Annotated in this window: 19 protein-coding genes; all 19 read left to right on the top strand. The window is 32.7% G+C overall.

Annotated features, from left to right (window positions below; translation table 11 throughout):
* The first annotated feature begins 6 nt into the window (after positions 1–6).
* The 19 genes from A0O34_RS04940 to A0O34_RS04850 all read left to right on the top strand — a co-directional run bounded on the left by A0O34_RS04940 (position 7) and on the right by A0O34_RS04850 (position 18,256).
* Positions 7–942 carry a hypothetical protein gene (locus tag A0O34_RS04940; RefSeq protein ID WP_066751983.1) on the top strand — a complete coding sequence of 312 codons (936 nt, stop codon included), beginning with the start codon at positions 7–9 and terminating at the stop codon, positions 940–942.
* 12 nt (positions 943–954) lie between these two features.
* The gene (locus tag A0O34_RS04935) at positions 955–1,962 is read left to right on the top strand and encodes a TssN family type VI secretion system protein (RefSeq protein ID WP_066751981.1); all 1,008 of its coding nucleotides are present in this window, start codon (positions 955–957) and stop codon (positions 1,960–1,962) included.
* 2 nt (positions 1,963–1,964) lie between these two features.
* The gene (locus tag A0O34_RS04930) at positions 1,965–2,774 is read left to right on the top strand and encodes a hypothetical protein (RefSeq protein ID WP_066751979.1); all 810 of its coding nucleotides are present in this window, start codon (positions 1,965–1,967) and stop codon (positions 2,772–2,774) included.
* Positions 2,775–2,789: 15 nt separating this feature from the next.
* A complete protein-coding gene (locus tag A0O34_RS04925; RefSeq protein ID WP_066751976.1) occupies positions 2,790–3,272 on the top strand; it encodes a DUF4280 domain-containing protein in 483 nt (160 codons plus the stop codon).
* A gap of 19 nt (positions 3,273–3,291) precedes the next feature.
* Positions 3,292–5,397 (top strand): M23 family metallopeptidase, encoded by a 2,106-nt coding sequence (locus A0O34_RS04920; RefSeq protein ID WP_066751969.1) that lies wholly within the window; start codon positions 3,292–3,294, stop codon positions 5,395–5,397.
* A 56-nt stretch (positions 5,398–5,453) separates the two neighbouring features.
* Positions 5,454–6,407: a hypothetical protein gene (locus A0O34_RS04915; RefSeq protein WP_157885953.1), complete on the top strand. Its 954-nt coding sequence runs from the start codon at positions 5,454–5,456 to the stop codon at positions 6,405–6,407.
* 5 nt (positions 6,408–6,412) lie between these two features.
* Positions 6,413–7,288: a hypothetical protein gene (locus tag A0O34_RS04910; RefSeq protein ID WP_157885952.1), complete on the top strand. Its 876-nt coding sequence runs from the start codon at positions 6,413–6,415 to the stop codon at positions 7,286–7,288.
* Between the two features lie 60 nt (positions 7,289–7,348).
* Entirely contained in the window at positions 7,349–8,509 is a 1,161-nt protein-coding gene (gene tssK, locus A0O34_RS04905; protein ID WP_066751959.1) for a type VI secretion system baseplate subunit TssK, read from the top strand.
* A gap of 20 nt (positions 8,510–8,529) precedes the next feature.
* Positions 8,530–9,042 (top strand): type VI secretion system TssO, encoded by a 513-nt coding sequence (gene tssO / locus A0O34_RS04900; RefSeq protein WP_066751956.1) that lies wholly within the window; start codon positions 8,530–8,532, stop codon positions 9,040–9,042.
* An 11-nt stretch (positions 9,043–9,053) separates the two neighbouring features.
* The gene (locus A0O34_RS04895; RefSeq protein WP_066751953.1) at positions 9,054–9,623 is read left to right on the top strand and encodes a hypothetical protein; all 570 of its coding nucleotides are present in this window, start codon (positions 9,054–9,056) and stop codon (positions 9,621–9,623) included.
* Positions 9,620–10,318: a hypothetical protein gene (locus tag A0O34_RS04890; RefSeq protein WP_066751950.1), complete on the top strand. Its 699-nt coding sequence runs from the start codon at positions 9,620–9,622 to the stop codon at positions 10,316–10,318. The genes A0O34_RS04895 and A0O34_RS04890 overlap by 4 nt, the downstream gene beginning before the upstream one ends.
* 21 nt (positions 10,319–10,339) lie before the next feature.
* Complete coding sequence (locus tag A0O34_RS04885; RefSeq protein WP_066751947.1) at positions 10,340–10,768, top strand: GPW/gp25 family protein; 429 nt, start codon at positions 10,340–10,342, stop codon at positions 10,766–10,768.
* Between the two features lie 4 nt (positions 10,769–10,772).
* Positions 10,773–12,599 carry a type VI secretion system baseplate subunit TssF gene (locus tag A0O34_RS04880; RefSeq protein WP_066751944.1) on the top strand — a complete coding sequence of 609 codons (1,827 nt, stop codon included), beginning with the start codon at positions 10,773–10,775 and terminating at the stop codon, positions 12,597–12,599.
* A gap of 26 nt (positions 12,600–12,625) precedes the next feature.
* A complete protein-coding gene (locus A0O34_RS04875) occupies positions 12,626–13,075 on the top strand; it encodes a hypothetical protein (protein ID WP_066751941.1) in 450 nt (149 codons plus the stop codon).
* Between the two features lie 25 nt (positions 13,076–13,100).
* Positions 13,101–14,474, top strand: a complete 1,374-nt coding sequence (locus A0O34_RS04870; protein WP_066751938.1) for a DUF5458 family protein — start codon at positions 13,101–13,103, stop codon at positions 14,472–14,474.
* 166 nt (positions 14,475–14,640) lie between these two features.
* Positions 14,641–15,027, top strand: a complete 387-nt coding sequence (gene tssD, locus A0O34_RS04865; protein WP_066751935.1) for a type VI secretion system tube protein TssD — start codon at positions 14,641–14,643, stop codon at positions 15,025–15,027.
* A 179-nt stretch (positions 15,028–15,206) separates the two neighbouring features.
* Positions 15,207–15,593, top strand: coding sequence for a type VI secretion system tube protein TssD (gene tssD, locus A0O34_RS04860; RefSeq protein ID WP_066751932.1), 387 nt, complete (start codon positions 15,207–15,209; stop codon positions 15,591–15,593).
* Positions 15,594–15,824: 231 nt separating this feature from the next.
* A complete protein-coding gene (tssD, locus tag A0O34_RS04855) occupies positions 15,825–16,214 on the top strand; it encodes a type VI secretion system tube protein TssD (protein WP_066751930.1) in 390 nt (129 codons plus the stop codon).
* A gap of 119 nt (positions 16,215–16,333) precedes the next feature.
* Entirely contained in the window at positions 16,334–18,256 is a 1,923-nt protein-coding gene (locus A0O34_RS04850; RefSeq protein ID WP_066751929.1) for a type VI secretion system Vgr family protein, read from the top strand.

Genomic DNA, 18,256 nt, shown 5'->3' with positions numbered 1-18,256 from the left:
TACACCATGAAAAACTTAGAACATCTTACAAAGCAGATCAATGCTTTAAAACATGATATAAGAGCTGAGGTTATTATTAATGATTTGCTGAAGAATAATGAGATTGATGAAAATCAATATGTAATCCAAAAAGAAGGACAGTTCTCACGTGCCTATCGATTTGATATTTTACAGTCTGAAGTTACAGACTATGATTACGACAGTAAGCAAATGTTGAAACTGAATCTTTCCAGAGACAGTATTTATGATATGCTTCCTGAGAATATCAGCCACCAAACTCAAAATGATACTCCGAATAAAGATGTTGATGTAATGATCAAAGAGTATCAGACTCAGAAAAAACAACAGAAAGCTGCCCGAACTTTTTTTCAACCTTTTGATAATGAGATGTTCAGCTATGGAGTAAATGTTGAAAATCTGGAGAACGATTTTTTATTTGAATTAAACAGTTACCTGGCTCCGGAAATGTTTTATGATTTTTGGGGTATCGACAAAGATTTTCCGCCGTTATTGATTTCAAAATTTATAAGATTATTGCCTTTTGCTTATAAAATTGTAGGAAATATTGAGGAAGCATGCCACATTCTTTCCATTTTATTGGAAGAAAATGTGAGTGTAACCTATAAAGGACATCATGAGTATTCGGATGAAAGCCAAAGCGTTGAATTAGGCATGAATAGGCTAGGATTGGATCTTATTGCAGGTACTACTTATGATGACTATTCGTGTCATTTGGATCTGCAGATTGGACCTCTGAAAAACTCATCTTTCATCGATTATATTCATGAAGGAAAGAAGAAAAAATTTATTGAAATGTTTTATGACCATTTTTTTCCCATTGAAGTGGAAATAAATACGATCGTTCTCCTGCCGAAAGAAAAACAGGATTTTGAATTTAATACCACAGAAACCCCTGTCTTAGGATACAATACAAGGATTTAACACACAAATGATATGACACAGATAAACATAAAAAAATATTTTATTAATCTTTTAGATCCAAAACTTTTGGTGATGCTGTTCATCGTTTTGGCTTTATGTATAATTCTGACCATGATTTTTGGTCAGAAAGTACCCTCTTTTAAACAAAAATATAAAGGTAAATTTTACACCTATTTGTTTTCTTTTGCTTTTATATATGCTACAGCAGCATTGCTTGGGTATAATAAACTTTTTTCTAATGATAATTTATATGAATTTATTTTTTATCAGATCTCATCATTCATTATGGGGATCATCCATTGCATTCTTTACAGAAATATTTTCAACAAGTTTGATTCCCAAAAAATAGGAACAGAGTATCTTTTTGCTTTGATAGCTGTGCTGTATGCCTTGATTCCGTTTTCATTGATATATACTTTCCTTAATTCATCGGATTTTATTTACCTGATGCTTGGGCACTTTATTATATTCTTTATTCCGACATTTCTTAATGATACTTTCAACAGAGCAATGTCTATCCCTCCAAAAATTTATAAAACCTGGATGTTTCCTGAAAATTATAAAGATGATGAGGGATTAAGCGATTCGGAAATGAAAAATATGGTAGTATTTACATTTTTAATGGATAGAGATAAAAACGCAAAAAAATACAGTGTTTACCGTGCAAAAGGGCCAACTAGAGTAGATTTCGGAAAGCTTTTCTATAATTTCGTTTTAGATTATAATGATAAACATCCGGGAGGTCAGATTCAGATTGAAGATCAAAACGGATTGTTTAATTGGGTGTTTTTTCTACAACCCAAATGGTATGAAGCGACTAAATATGTTGACCCGGATCTTACTCTTTACATGAACGGAATTGAAGAAAACAGCGTTGTTTTTTGCCTGAGAACAGAACCGGTAATGGCCGATGAAAGAGAAAAAATTAAAGAAACTGACTACGAATTTACAAGAGAAGATGAAAGAAAAAGATCCGCTAAGAAAGAAGAAGAGGTAGAAGTAATAGACCAAAATCAATAGAGATGGTTCAGAATATTTTAGAGAAAAAATATCCTTTCCGTAAAGAATATGGTGTTGTGCAGACTCTTTTTGAAAACGATGAAAAGAAAAGCAAAATCACTTTTATTATTGAAATTGAAAGGCTTGAACCTTTTGAATATTCCATTAGACGAAAGAATATATTGATAAATGATAAAGTTCCGGATCTTGTTATAGAACAGCTTTCTGAAAAAATTGGGAATGTATTTTTCCCATTGGAAGTAGAAACATTGGAAAGCGGTAATTTGAAGCATATCAGTAATTTAGATGAAATTAGAAAACGTTGGAAAAGCCTGAAACCGAAACTTGTAGAATATTATAAAGGAAAATTAGCAAAAGAGCTTATAAAAAATGTAGAAGATGAATTAGAATCAAAAAATATAATACAAAATAGGATTCTGAATAGTCTTTTTTATCGTCTTTATTTTTTACCGTTTCGAGATTATATAAAAGAAGAAAACGCTGATTTTGATTTGTATCTGCCCGTTTTTCCTTTTAAGAATAAAGTGAAATACAATATTAAAATTATTGATTCAAAGCTGTCAGAAGAAGGAAAAGGAGTGATGAAAATTTCAGGAAAATGTATCGATCAGAGAAGTTTTGAGCAAATTATCAATAATAGAAAAAATGCAGAATCAGATGAAGAGGAAAATAACTGCGGCGGAAAAGTAGACTTAATCTATCAATTTAATAAAGAAGATGGTTCTGTTTTTTCGATACAAGCAGAAATAGGCTTACAAAGTAAGGATGAAAAAAATATAAGGTTGATCAATTTTGAACTGTATCAATTATAAAAAATACAACATAAGATGAGCGAAAAACATTTAGTATGTCAGGGAGCAACCTGCAAATGTAAGTTCGGAACTACGCCGGATAAGCTGAAGGTGAAAACCCAAAGCAAACGCTACATCAATGACAAAGATGGAAAAGAAAAATTAACGGCTACCCACAAAGACATCGGGAAAACCTTTGAAAAAAATACTTTCGGAAGCTGTGCGAAAATGAACAATAATCCTTGTCAGGCTGTAGTAACAGAGTGGAGCGGATATTACGAAAAAATAGTAATAGAAGATAATAAAGGAAAAGTTTTGCTGGAAGACAGTAAGGCCACTTGTCCCATAGGAGGAAAAGATTGTATAGACATCATTAACCACGGACAGACAAGTGAGGTAACTTCTCAGAATTTCAAAAATGCAGACAACGATGTTTTGGTAGAAATATGTCCGTTTTTTGATTTTAAAGAGATGGCAGACAATATGGAAATGGAAGAAGAGGAAGCAGATTATATGTAAATCTTAATACAAAGACACGATGAGCAAAAAAGGTATTTCGCAGATAAAAGGCCCTTCCGAGATTCGTCTTGGTGAGACGGCTTATTATGAAGTAAGCCGAATATACGATCTTGATGATAAAAAGAAAGTTGACGCCGCAAGATGGAAATTGTATGCTTTAGATTTTAAACATCATGGTAATTGGCGCGAGCTGACACCCAAAGCCGGAACTCTTCCCAAAATTGGGTATCGCGTTCCGGTTATAGTAACCAATCAATCATTGGTTGGAAGTGAACTGATGCTTGAAGCTTATATTTATGAACCTGAAAAGCGTATTCCGCCAGGATTAAGGATCAAAGTTCTGCCGGGAATTGAGAAGAAAATCACACGTGTGGATCTTTTCAAAGTAGATGATACTCCTATCAAGGACGATACGGTTATGAAGTATGGTCAGACTATAAAAGTAAAGGTCTACACCCAGAATATGCAGAACAAAATGGTGAATTTAAGTCTCTACGAAGATGATGCTCAGGGTGGTGGAGACAGTCCAAAGAATAAAAATAATAGGGTAGCTTACGTCAAAAAACCTCTGAATAAAAAAGGTTTTCTAGTGCATGAGTTTAACTTGAATGCCAATTTTGCTAAAATTGCCAATGCCATGATGGATGGCAGTCACGACAAGCTACATGAATATTATGTAGTCGTGGAAACTGCCGAACATAAATCGGTAAGTAAAAATGTAGATGTACAAAATCCTGATTATGTGAAAGTACAGACCGTAAGCAGTGGTGTTGATACCGAAAAAATTTATGAAGGGATTGTGATTGAAGAGGTTATTGTTAAAAGAAAGTTTAAAAAGCAAGTAGGGACTAATCCTCCTGTGAATACTGGGAATAAGGTGGTGACGGTGTTTGAACCTGATGAGAAGAAGAAAGAGGAAAATAAATGTGCTTGTCAACAATATGATTTAATTTGGGGTGATAATGTAAATTGCCAGTTTAGAAAGAAAGTAGTTGAAATTTGTGCTGATCTTTGGGGAGATAAAAGAAAAATAGAAATGGCAAATGGTTTAATGGCTGTGATGAATGTGGAAACCAATAGATCTTTTAAGGCTCATCAAATTATGGGAATGTCATTGAAAGATGTAAATTCTATTACTCAAGATGATTTTTGGTTAATAAAAAAAAATAAAAAGGGGAAAGTAATTTCAAAAACATCAAGAGCAGTTGGTTTAATTCAATTTACCCAAGCAGCACTTCAACAAATTGGTGAATTTAAAGAAGGATCAGGCTTTGATAAACTTCATGAGGTGAAATTGAGATTAGCAAAAATGGGTGAAATAAAGCAATTAGATTATGTGAAAAAATATTTTGAATCTGCAAAAGAAAATATCAAATCCCCTGAGGACATATATTTACATGTATTTGCTCCCAAGGGAGTTGGCAAAGGCGATGAGTATGTTTTGTATGATAAACAACTAGATGGTGAAAAATACAAACAGAATCAAAGTATAGATAATGAAAACAATAAGGATGGAAAAATACAAAGAACAGAAATTTTAGGGAGATATAGAAGTAGTTATACAGAGGGATTAAGTAAAAAAGAAAAGCAATTTTCATGTGAAGAAATAATAGAGCTTGTAAATAATAAGCCCACTGAAAAATGTCCTTCTAATTACTCGAAATGTTTTGAATATGCTGATGTAGTTAAAAATCCTAGGATCAATAATCAAAGTGATAATGTAAATAAAAATAGATTTAATCGAGAAAAAAGATTTAACAGCAAGCATCCATACCCAAAGGGTTATTACCATACAGGTGTTGATATTTTGGCCTCTGTTGGAACTTCTTTATATTCATTACTATGTGGTGAAGTTATAGAAGCGAATGATACAAAAGGAGAGTTGGGAATAATTGTTACCGTTAAATCCAAAGATAAGGATGGGAATTTAATATGGATAAGATATTGCCATTTATCTTCAACTAAAGTGTCTAAAAATGATAAAATAAAACACGGAACTATTATTGGTTTATCCGGTAATACAGGAAATGCAAAAGGGATTTTACCCCAATATTATCATGTTCATATAGAAGCATCACAAGATGGTATTTTTTATGGTGGACATAATAGAGTTGATCCAGAATAATTTATGAAAACGAAATTTGATGAAACTAAAGAAGGTAATCCTAAAACAAAATAATTATGAATAAATTATATATAACTTATGTATTTCTACTTTTCTTTTTGTTTAGTTGCAAAGGACAAAAAGAAAATGAGCAAGAAAATATTTCTAAAATTTCGCTAAAGTCAAGCATCCAAAAAGAAAAAACTGATAAAAATTCTATAATCAATTTTTTAGATAAAAAATATCAGAAAAATGGATTTTCAATTCCTGATGATATTAATGGAAATTTATATCCATCATATAGTTATTATGATAAATCTATTGGGTCATTCAGTGTTAATTATATAGGTAAAAATGATATTACTCAATATTTTTGGAGTGTAGATAACAAAAAGGGATTCTTTTCAAAATATTCAAGTCCAGAAGACGGATCTATTGATTCAAAAAATATTGAAAAATTAATCAATGAGAAGGATTATTATATTTTCGCCGTTTTTTTACCTTCACAATATATTAAATCAGATAATCAAAATGAAGATTTTGAAATTAAAGATGATGCGATTAATTCTTTTTACCTCTATGACAATAATAAATGGATAGAGCTTGGTAAAATAGCTAGCAATAATATTCCAAAAAAAGATTTTCAATATTATATAAAACTCATACAAGAACATTATTATAAAGAGAATAAAATACCTGAAAAATATCAAGGTAATTTTTCTACATCTGTTGATACAGAAGAAACAATGACCGGAATGGCAAGTATTACTTACAATTTTACTATTGCTGAAAACAAGATTTTATTAGAAAAAGATACATATCATGAAACAATCAACTGTGAAGGAATCTATTATTCTTTTGAAGAAAATGGAATTTTAAATATCTATTATGCAGGAGAAGATATGGATTGTATTTCTATAACTCCAAAATTTTCTATTAAAGTTGAAAAGGGAAAATATTATATCAAAGGTATTGGAGGAGAAGGCACAATTAATAGTTGGATAGAAATGGAACCAACTAAGACTAAGTAAAGAAAATGAAGTATATAATTTTAATCTTATTAATGCCATTATACATTTTTAGTTCATGTAAAGGGCAGGATAAAGAAGAAAAGCAAAAGCCTGAAGTTTATAAAGCTAAATGTGAAGGAGAATATTCCACAGGTCAGAAAACAACTGAGAGAGAAAAAAAATGGTCTTTAACAAAAAGCGATATCTTATCAATAATTAGTTTGTCTAAAGAAATTGATGCTCAGGAAGTGCATTATACCTATCCAGTAACTCCTTGTAATATTGATGTTAAGGGATTTAATATAAAAGGAAAGAAAGTCGATTTATTTATAAATGGTGGTTCTCATTTACAGATTACAGATGGCTCGAAAATTACAATTTTAGGTTGTGATGATCCTAAATGTAAAAAATATTTTTTGTTTCCTAAAGAAGATATGAATGATGAAGCTGAATCTGTTAATGATTCAAATTATAAAGTAAAAAATACATATAAAGTTGATTTTGATAATGATAAAATAAGTGATTCTATAATTATTAAACAGAACACTGAAGAACAACAAGAGTTTAAAATGGAAATTTATAAAAATGGGAATTTATTTTTCAATAAACTTTTCTATTGTGACTCTATGTTACTAGATCTACAAGTTAATTATGGGCAAATCTTTAATATTAAAATTGAAAATAAAGATCAGTATGGTAATGTTTTCGGAAAAGTTACTATTCCTGTTTTATTAAAAAATAAAGAGTTGTATGTTGAAAAACTATTTGTTGCAAACTTTGGAATAAGTGCGAAAACAGGAGATAATGAATGGAATACAAAAGAATTTTCGAATAAAACAAAACTTAAAAATTTAAATCTAGATAATATATATCGCGGAGATGATGATTGGGATTATGAATAAAATATTTGATATAAAAAGTGAAATTAAGTAAAATTAAACGCCAATAAATACAACAAAACAATGATAGAAAAATTAAACCACTTCCCCGTAAACTGGATCGATGGGATGAAGATTAATAAAACGCATTTCAATGCGGTTCAGGATTTTATCAGTGATTCTATTAGAGATTCGGTAGGGATCCATACGTCGATGATTAACTACGGATTACTGCCTGTAAATGATTCCATAAAAATGAATTTGATCATTGATAATCATAAACTTTTAAGAATAAGAGTAGAGCAGTGTTATGCCATTACTCCCAATGGATCGAGGATTGATATTGGAGGCGGAACAGCAGAATCTATTTCACTTTCATTACCTTATCCAGAGGCGGCTTATGAGATAAAAGACAATGAAAGTCTGGTTCTTTTTGCGTGTCTTTCGGTCAACAATTTTAAGCGAACTCCTTGCGGAGAGCCGGATCCGGATGAAAATCCGCCAAGGTATCCTTATACGCAGCCGGAATATTCACTGAATTTAATTCAGGAAGCCGAACTTAAAAATACTTTAGGTTTTGGATCTAGTTATCTTACAATCGGAAAAATCCTTGTCAATGCCAATGAATCAAGGATTGATGAAAATTATATTCCGCCTTCCGTGTATGTTTCAAGTCACAAAAAACTGCAAGAATTGTATATGGAAATCGACCGTTTTTATGGCCAGATTGAGTTGTATTCGGTTCAGATTGCTCAGAAGATTTATGGTAAAAAACAGTCTAACGCATTAGCCTTAATGATGGAACTAATGACAGACAAAACCCTGAATTACTTAGGAAAAGAAATCAACCGATTCAGATGGATGTCTCCACATACAGAACCCGCAAACATGTTTTTATCAGTTGTAGCACTGGCAAGAACATTGAAAAACTTCATCGATGCCAGATCTGGAGCTGGAAAGGAAGAATTGCTGAATTATTTTGCAGAATGGTGCAACGTAAGTCAGGGGAATTTTGAAATGATATTTTCTGATGTCATCAACGCAGAATATAACCACAACCAGATGGATATTACAATTGCCAAGATTGAGCGATTTATGAAAACTTTAGAGGAGCTGTATTCAGTTCTCAGCAGACTGGATTACATCGGTAAAAAACGTGACGGAAGTATCTTCGTTTCAGAAAATACGGATGACAGAGATTCTGTAATTCATGCAAAACGTAGTAGAACTTTCTTGGCAGATTAATTTAATTAAAACACAAATTTATGGAGGTCCTTAATAAAAGAGAGCGTTCAAAGGCTTTTTCATTGTTCATATTATTCTTTATCATCACGGTTGTCGTTTTGATAACGGCGATACTTTTTAATGCTTATTTCCCTTTTAAAGAAAATAGTTTGTTAAAATCCGAAAATGCCAAAATGAAAAAAGAAATGGAAATTCAGGATAGTTTTTCGTTTCAGTTAGAAAAAGTAAAGGCAGCAACAGATTCAATCGGAGTACCGAAGCAGAATGATTTTTTCAATGAAAAACTGGCGCTGTCGATTCTTGCGGAAATGTATAGCAAACTTCCCAAGGATACTTTGAAGAATAAGGTTCTATACAATAATACGATCATTGGATATAAAGATTTGATTGATGCTAAAAAACAGATCAAGCAACTCTCAGGAAATCAGATGACAATGGATAGTTTAAGCTCTATCAACAAAACCCTGAAAGATGAATACGACAAAATGAAAACCGACTTGGAGGTCTGCAGACAGCTTTATCAGGCACAATAACAAGATTTGTTATGAAAATATATAAGATCATTTTTCTAAGTCTGCTGTTTTTGGTGTTTTTCTCAAAGGCACAGAAAGCTTCTTCCGATTCTGCATACGTAAGTTTCGATTGTGAGATTGTGCAGACTAAACAAAGACTGGACAAGAAATTTTTTGCCAGCACAGCGGCTTTGCATTTAAGAGCGAATAATGAAGAATACAGCTACAGTACACTACAGCTAGGGAAAAGAAACAATAAGATATTTATGTATATCCAAATTTTGACTAATAATGTTTGTATTAAAAAAGACAAAAATGTGGATATCTATTTTAAATCCGGAGAAGTGATTACCCTTAAAAACGAATATCCTCTGAATTGTGAAGGTTTTTTTGCAAAGCAGTTAAAAAAGAAAGAGTTAGAGAAATTAAAGACAAATGAAATCACTCTAATTAAAGTATATACCTACGAAAAGAATTATGAATATTATGTAAGCGATATTGATAATTATAATATTGATAATCAGATTGATTGTCTGAATGCTTATAAAGTTAAAAAGACAGATGAGGTGAAAATTAAAAAACAAAAGAACACGAAAGAATGAGCCCTCTTCCGGAACTTAATCTGAATTTAGGAATCGCCAAAGATCCTCATTCCTCATCCCACGCAAAGGGTGATGGAGAAATTATTGTGAGAACAGATTCTGAGCTCAGAAAATATATGATTACAATAATAATTTCGGATCAGGAAGTTGGAAAAATCCAGTTGAAAATAGGGAATAAAGAAGTTGAAATTCCTACCTATAAATTAACGATTACGGATAATAAAACCAATGAAACAGAAGCTTATCAGGTTACACGCGATACGTTAAGTTTTGTGACTTCAAAAACAAAGAAGAGTTTTCTATCCTTTTTTGGATTTAAAAGATTTGATAAAACCTCTTTTTTATATGAAAATATTCCTTTTGAACCCAACTTGGAAAGTATTGAAAAGTTTGATCTTTCAAGGTACAGAAGTTTATCAGATGAAAATCTTACCTACAAATTATCAGGAAACGGAGAAAATGTAATGCTGTACGCCGGAAAGATTAATGAATTTGAAAAACCAGAAGATATTTTACAATATTTTATGATTATTGATAATCACGATGGAATAAGCTTTATTGGAAATATTTTATACAGAGAAAAATTATTGAAACTCACTCCAAAAGTTGAACTTCAAATCATAAAAAGGAAAAAAATTCCGAAGAATTTTGAATTTGATGAAAAAGGAAATGTAAGCAAGCTGATATATTTATAAACAAACACAAATTGCGCAAGTATGAAAGGGATTTATTATAAAATACCAATTGATTTTGGAGCTTTAGTAGAAAAAAAAGATACAGAAAAAATATCGATAGACAATTCTATCGCTCAACAGATATTTCTTATTGCCACAACATCTTTGGGCGAATGTAAGTTCGATGAATCATTCGGTTCTGAGATTTGGGAAATGGATTTCGACCTTTTGAAAAGTGACAATATATTAAAAGAATTCATCGGAAATTCTTTGAAAAAAGCAATTACGATGCACGAAAAAAGACTTGAACTTAGAGATGTTGAAATATATATCGATGACCATAATATTGGCGGATTAGGAAAAAAAAGAATGAAAAAACGTGTAAACATTGCCGTTAAAGGCCTTGTTTTAGAAACAAACCGTCCTTTTTTATTTCAGAATTCTTTTTTCGTAGGACCATTATCATATTAAATTTATGAATCAGGAACGTATAAAAGACAGAATACTACGGCGCGCTGCCAGACTTTGGGGGTATAATGAACTCGAAGCAGAAACTTCATTCGATCCGATTGTAAGTTTGCTGTTATCGGCTTGTGCATCCGAATTGGAAAAACTAGGTTTTGAGCTTGAAAGTTCAAGATCAAGAATTATTGAGCGTGTGTTGGAAATAATGTTTCCGGAAGAAGTTTCGGGAGTAATTCCGGCAAGGACATTACTTCAGGTGACGCCTTTGGAAAATAATGTTAAAGTATCGCTTTATAATCATTTTAAAACCTCCAAAAGGATTCATAATGTGTATAATCCGACTGAAAGTATTAGTAAAGATGTATATTTTACACCTACTTTAGAAGCAACTTTAACAACTGCAAAAGCAGAATATATCGCGTACGGAAATACTTTAAATCATATTGAAAGTTTCTTTTTCAGTGATACCATTGCGAAAAGCGAAACCCATCTTCCGCCTGGAGAATTATGGTTTGGAATTCGATGCCCGAATAAGGAAGATCTTGATCAGCTGATGCTTTATATTGATATCAATAATAATTATCAGAAAGAGCTGTTTTTCTATTATTTAAAGCAGGTTAAAGTATATTTCGGAGATCAGGAAATTAGTATGCAGGAGGGATATAATGTAGACAATCAAAATCTTAATCTGGATAATATTATTACAAAGAATTATTCTGATCTCGAGCAGATTTATACAGACGTAAATCAGTATTATTTTTCCAATTATTTTACATTAAAAGATAATTTGAAGCATAATGAAAAGCCAGAAAATGTAGAATTATTTACCCAATATTTTAAAAATACGAAACTGGGTGAAGATGATAATTTGATTTGGTTAAAATTCAAGTTTTCGGAAGCTATTGTTGGAGATATTTTAGAGAATGTTCACATTTCTCTGAACTGTATTCCGGCTGTTAATATAAATAATTCCAGATCGTTTCACAGGGTAACGGGAAGGCTTAATATTATTCCGATCATTTCAGAAAACAGCTTTTTGGATCTGGATTTTGTGACGGATGAGACAGGACGGAGATTTGATGTTAAAAATTATAATGCAGAATCTGAAAATATTTCTGCCGTTCTCAGAAAAGGCGGAATTTCAAGATTTGATCAAAGAAGTGCATCCGAACTTTTACAGTATATGTTGGAGTTAATTAAAGATGAAACTGCGGCTTTCGCCGGAATTGGAGGTGATTCGGCTAAGGAAACTTTAAGACAGATCAGTCAGAATATTGCGGCATTACATCAATTAGCCAAGGAGAAAAGCTTTTCTCAGACCAATAATCCTTATCTGATTATTAATGCAGATTCTCAGGAAAAAGAAATTGCCTGCGCCATTTCGTATTGGCTCACGTTGGCGGAAGAAGGAAATGATATCAAACCCGGAACAGTCCTTTCTGTTGAAGAATCGGAGAATTCGGTTTTAGATAAATCGGCGGTTATGATTAAAGCTTCCGTTGGAGGCAGAAAAAGTTTGTCGTCACAGGATAAGATTTTAGAATATAGAAATTCTTTGCTGACAAGAGGAAGAATTGTTACAGTTGCCGATATCAGAGCTTTTGGGATGAGTCATTTTAAAAGTACAATTAAGGATATTGAAGTAAAAAAAGGAACCAAAAAAGAAGTTTCATTAAAAGGTGGATTTAGCAGAACAATAGATGTTTATCTGGTTCGAAATATTGAAATTATAAACAATCTTGCACCATCCGAATGGGAATATTTATGTGAAAGTTTTCTGCTGAAACTCAAAGAAAAATCAGCAAACATATATCCATACAGAATTTTCGAAAAATAATTATAAACAATTTTAAAACACAATTTATGTTATCAAACAAAGGGATTGGTGGAAATGAAGTTCCACGCGACGCAAATGAGGCCATCGCCGAGATACCTCAAAACAGAACGATAATGGCTCACAAACTTACAGCAGATGATCCTGTAAAACCGGAGCTTGTAGAAGGTCTTAATACGATTGACAAAGTATTTGAACATTTTAAGCCCGAATTTAAGGTAGATTTTGAAGACGCCGACGGAGCTGTAAAAATGGAAAATCTTAGATTCAAGAATTTAGGAGACTTCGGAACGAAAGGAATTACCGAGCAGAGTAATTTTCTTTCAGGTTTGGAAACTGAAAAAGATCAGTATCAAAAAATTATTAAGCAGTTGAAATCAAACAAGATTTTAAAAGCTGCATTAGAAGATGCCGATGCGAAAAAAGCATTGTATGATACATTACAATCTTTGATCAGTGAATTAGAAGAAAATAAATAAAAACACCAAAAAAACGAAAAAAATTATGTCAAATAAGCCACAAACACAAAATGCTGAAAATCCGGTATTGGAACAACAAAAAGTACAGACCGGAAAAGTTTCTGTAGAAAAAAGTTTAGAAAAGTTAGTAAGATACGGAGGTTTCGATCTTTTGGAAACTTCCATTGAAGGGGTACAGAATATCAATCCAGACAGAAAAGCAAGAAGAAAAATTTTCTTAACAGAAAAAAGCAAGGAAAAGGAAAGAGATACGCTGAAAAAGACGCTTCAGCTTTGGGCAGAAGTAATCAGCAAGAGCGAATCTTTAACAGATATGGTGGCTGATTGTGAAGATCAAAGAAAAATGGCTGAAGGATTATTAACCAAAAACCTTTCTAAAGCAGTTGATGTTACGAGAGAATTGGAGGCCAACTACAGAACGGTTGGGATGTTCTATAAAAATACAGAAGCTGAAAAAGTTAAAAATATAACAATTGTCAACGCCAATCTTGAACAGTTGAAAGATCTTGATAATACGAGATTTATCGATTCTATTCATGCAGAATTGTCTGATAACTACGATAGATTAGACCTTAAAAATAACTATGGAATTCTTGTAATTCCGGGGTATTTGGGATCTAATAAAGTGGTTGAAAAATGGGCTAAAATTGCGCACGAAAACAAAGTAATGTTGGTTACCGATTTCGAGCATTTGGATGAACCGGATGATGTTATGGAAATGTTTGACCAAGCATATCTTACAGGTGGAGAAATTTATAGATCGAATGTCTTAATGACTTGTAACTGGTTGGTAGGAAGAGGAAGATTTGAGGAAATTCATGAAAGTGAAGATCTGTTTATTCCGCCTTCAGGAGCTTTGGCGGGTAAAATTTACAAAACGTTGATGTCTCAGGTGACTGCCGGTAAAAAATTCGGTGGAATTAATGAAATCGATGGAGTAAAATTCGATCTTAAAAAAAGTGAAATTGCTAATCTTGAAAATCTTGGATTGATCCCAATGGTTAACGAGTACGGAAAAGTAATGGCATTTTCAGGAAAAACTTTATTCAATGGAGATAACTTAGGACTTCAGACGTATTCTGTAGTAAGAGTTTTTGATTATGTAACTAAAGTTTTGATGGATTTCTTAAACAGAAGAGCTTTCGAAAACTTTACGGCAGTTACTAGAAAAGAGATCATGGGTCAGATGGTTCGTTTCCTTGATGCGATCACAGGTCCAGGAAAACTGATCGAGAATTTTGAAGTAAAAAGATTTGAGCAAGATCCTGTACAGAAAGACAGAATCCATTTAGATATTCATATGAAACCCTATTTCCCGGCTAAAAATTTCCTTATTAAAATGGATGGTCATAAGGGTGATGACGGTAACGAATGGGATACTGAATACGAGCAAAAATAATTTGCTTGTAACCATGGCTAATAGAGGATTTTTATTTGTAACTCTCTGTTAGTCATGTTAAAAAACACATAGAAAAGTTGCATGGTGGAAAATTATTTATATCTTAGCGACAGATATATTTCCATATTTGGTATTATTTATTCTTAAAATTAAAAATATATTTATTATGTCATTTAAAACAAAACTAACAGTTGCGGGGAAGAACCGCAATGTATTGTCGATTAATTACGACTTACTACAAGAAACAGATCCTACAGGAAGACCATCTTCCGTTACCAGAGGTGGGAAAATCGAGATCACGGTAGAAGGAACGGGCGAGACCGATCTATTCGAATGGATGACCAATTCATTTGAAAGAAAGGACGGAAGCGTTGTATTCTACAAACGTGACGGAGATGCTACATTGAAAGAACTCAAATTCAAAGAAGCTTACATTGTTAATTATCGTGAGAATTTCGATTCCAGCGGAGATAATCCTTTAACAGAAACGTTCACGCTTTCGGCTAAGGAGATTCAGCTAGGGACTGGAAAGCACGTTAATGAATGGGTGTAATATACCTTTAATATTACCTTTATTTAACACATACAACAAAAATACTTAAGGACGGTTTTCTTATGTTTTCTAACCATTCGGAATATCAAGGAAATATATTTACGATGGAAGAAAGATTACCCAAACCGAGAGAAAAAGCACAATTTAACAACAAATTTTAATACAAAAAACAATTCATTATGTCATTTAAAGCAAAATTAAAAGTAGCAGGAAAAGAATATAACGTTCTCAATGTAAGCTACGGATTATTCCAGGAAACAGATGCAACAGGAAGACCTTCTACAGTAACCAGAGGTGGTAAAATTGAAGTTATCATCGAAGGTACAGGATCTACAGATCTTTTCGAGTGGATGACGAATTCTTTCGAAAGAAAAGACGGAAGCGTAGTATTTGTAAAACGTGATAGCGACGCAACTTTGAAAGAATTGAAATTCACTGAAGGCTATTTGGTTAAGCACAGAGAAAACTTTGATTCTACAGGAGCTAATCCGCTTACAGAAAGTTTTACGATTTCTGCAAGAAAAATTGAATTAGGCTCAGGAGCTTACGAAAACGAATGGGTATAATTCATGAATAATAAGCAATGGGTAATGAGTAATCGCTCGTTGCCCGTTCTTTATTTTTTATAAATGATTAATGATAATTGATTTGATAATTGAAAATATTTTTTTAAACATATAATTAGATGATAATTAAATGGTTAGTATTAGCAATGTCATGCTGAGCGAAGTCGAAGCATCTTTATCATTCATCACTTATCTTTTATAATTTAATTTCAACTCATAAAAAAAACACATATGTCATTTTTATCAAAATTAGAATTAGACGGAAATAGTTATAATGTTCTTGAATGTCATTATAGTTTTACCCAACAGACCGATGGTACAGGAAAACCTCAGGGAATGCCTCAGGGAGGTGAGATCACGATCAGAATAGAAAGTACAGGAAACCCTGAATTACTGGGCTGGATGCTGGATCATCACCAAACTAAAAACGGGAAAATCATCTATTACAGAAGAGATGCGATGAGCAAACTTCAGGAATTGAGTTTTGAGAAAGCATACTGCATAAAATTTTCAGAGCATTTTGAATCTAAAAATAATGAGCCTTTACAGATAGAACTTCATCTTATCGCAAAAAAGTTTGATTTGAATGGAGCAACTCACGAAAAAACATGGAGAGAATAGTTTATAAGTAATAGGTAATCAGTAATAAATAATGAAATGTTTTCTAAAATTACTTATTACCCATTATTAACTACTCATCAATAAAGCTCACCGCTAAAAAACGCAAAAACGCAAATGCAATGAAAGAAAATAACAGCCAGTACTCAAGTTCTCAGGGCGGAAGACTGAATCATCCCGACGATTTAAAGAAATATTTTTCATCAAAAACCTTTAAAGATCATCTTTTAGATAAAACCAATCCGTTGGTCTACTGTACGCTGAAAATGGAAGGCAAAGATTTTCTTGAAAAGTCGAGTTATTCTGTGGAACTTTACCAAAAAACCAATGACCATGATGGTTTTACTATTATTGTTCCTGATGATTCTTTGGACAGTTTTGAAGGCTATGTCATGGAGAATTCCAAGAATATTTTAGGGAAAAGACTTACCTTAAACCTTCACCGTTTCGGGGAAGTAAAACAGTTATTTACGGGCATTGTTGCCAACGTAAAAAATAAAAAAGAAAACGGCTACGGCAAGCTGTATATAAGCGGTTACGCTCCAAGTATCTTATTGGAAAACGGACAGGATTGCCAAAGCTACGAAGAAAAAACACTGGAACAGATCATCAAAACAGCAACGTCAGAATATCCTGAAGACTGCAAAGTTCAGATCGAAAATCCAAATACAAAATACCAAATTCCTTATACAGTACAATATAAAGAATCGGATTATCAGTTTATTAAAAGACTGGCAACCCGATACGGAGAATATTTCTACTATAATGGTCAGAATCTGATATTCGGAAATAAAGTACAACCCATCGTCACATTGGAAGAGAATATTGATTTAATTGATGTTGAATTTGAATTAAAAATTAAACCTCAGGAATTCAATTATATCTCCTACGATGCTGAAAATGGGAGTAAAATAGAAAAAGATTCGTCATCTGCACAGATACAATATAAAGAAAATCCTTTTCAGGCGGTTGCCATCAATGCTTCAAAAAATGTCTACAAAAAGAAACCGGAAATGCTGTTCAACCACACCGGAATTTCGTCAGGTTCAGACAAAGAATTAAAAGAAGCAGTAAGAAAAGAAAGAGAAAAACGCGAAAACTTGATCTTGGTTCGTGGAAAAAGCAAGGATCCCGAACTTAAAATAGGTGGAAGAGCAAAACTCAGCGATATTAATGGCAAAGCCATGGAAACCTACCGCATCATTGAGATCAAACATTTCCATGACGGAAATACGTATTACAATGAATTTGTAGCCATTCCGGATTTATTTACAGCACCTTATCAGGATGATGAAGCCTTACCGTTGGGAGAAAAGCAGTCTGCCAGGGTTTTGGATAACAATGATCCGATGGAAATGGGCAGAGTAAGAGTTCAGTTCCCATGGCAGGAAAAGAAAAATTTGCAAACACCTTGGATAAGATTGATACAACCCCATTCAGGAAGTGGAAAAGGTTTTCATTTTATACCAGAAATTGGTGAAGAAGTCTTAGTTGATTTTGAATCTCAGAATGCAGAAAAACCTTTTGTGGCGGGAGCCCATTACAATGGAAGTGAAACAAGTTCTTATCACACGAGTGGAAATGATAAAAAAGTAATTCATACGCGATCAGGAACAAAGATTATTTTGAATGATGCGGAGGGTTCTGTTTTCATAGAAGATCCGAGTGGAAATACATATTTGATGGATGGAGCGGGAAATATTAATGTGAATGCGCCGAAGAATATGACGTTTACTGCGGGGGAAAATGTTACAATTACTGCGGGAATGAATATTACATCTAATGCAGGAATGAATATTTCTGAAACAGCAGGCGCTAATCATAGTAGTTTTGCAGGAGGTATGATGATGCAAAATGCTGTTGCAGATTATTCTTTGATGGCGGCTAATATTACCAATGTTGCAAAAGAAAATATAACAAAAGAATCAAAAAACTACAGTAAAAATTCTGAAAAGATTGAAATGTATGCATCTAAAGAAAATATTCAAATAAAGTCTAGCAAATCAGTTCAAACTCATAGTGGAGAAAAATCACATAATTCTTAG

The organism is Chryseobacterium glaciei, assembly GCF_001648155.1.
Classification (GTDB): Bacteria; Bacteroidota; Bacteroidia; order Flavobacteriales; family Weeksellaceae; genus Chryseobacterium; species Chryseobacterium glaciei.
This window is presented reverse-complemented; position numbering and strand designations above follow the sequence as displayed.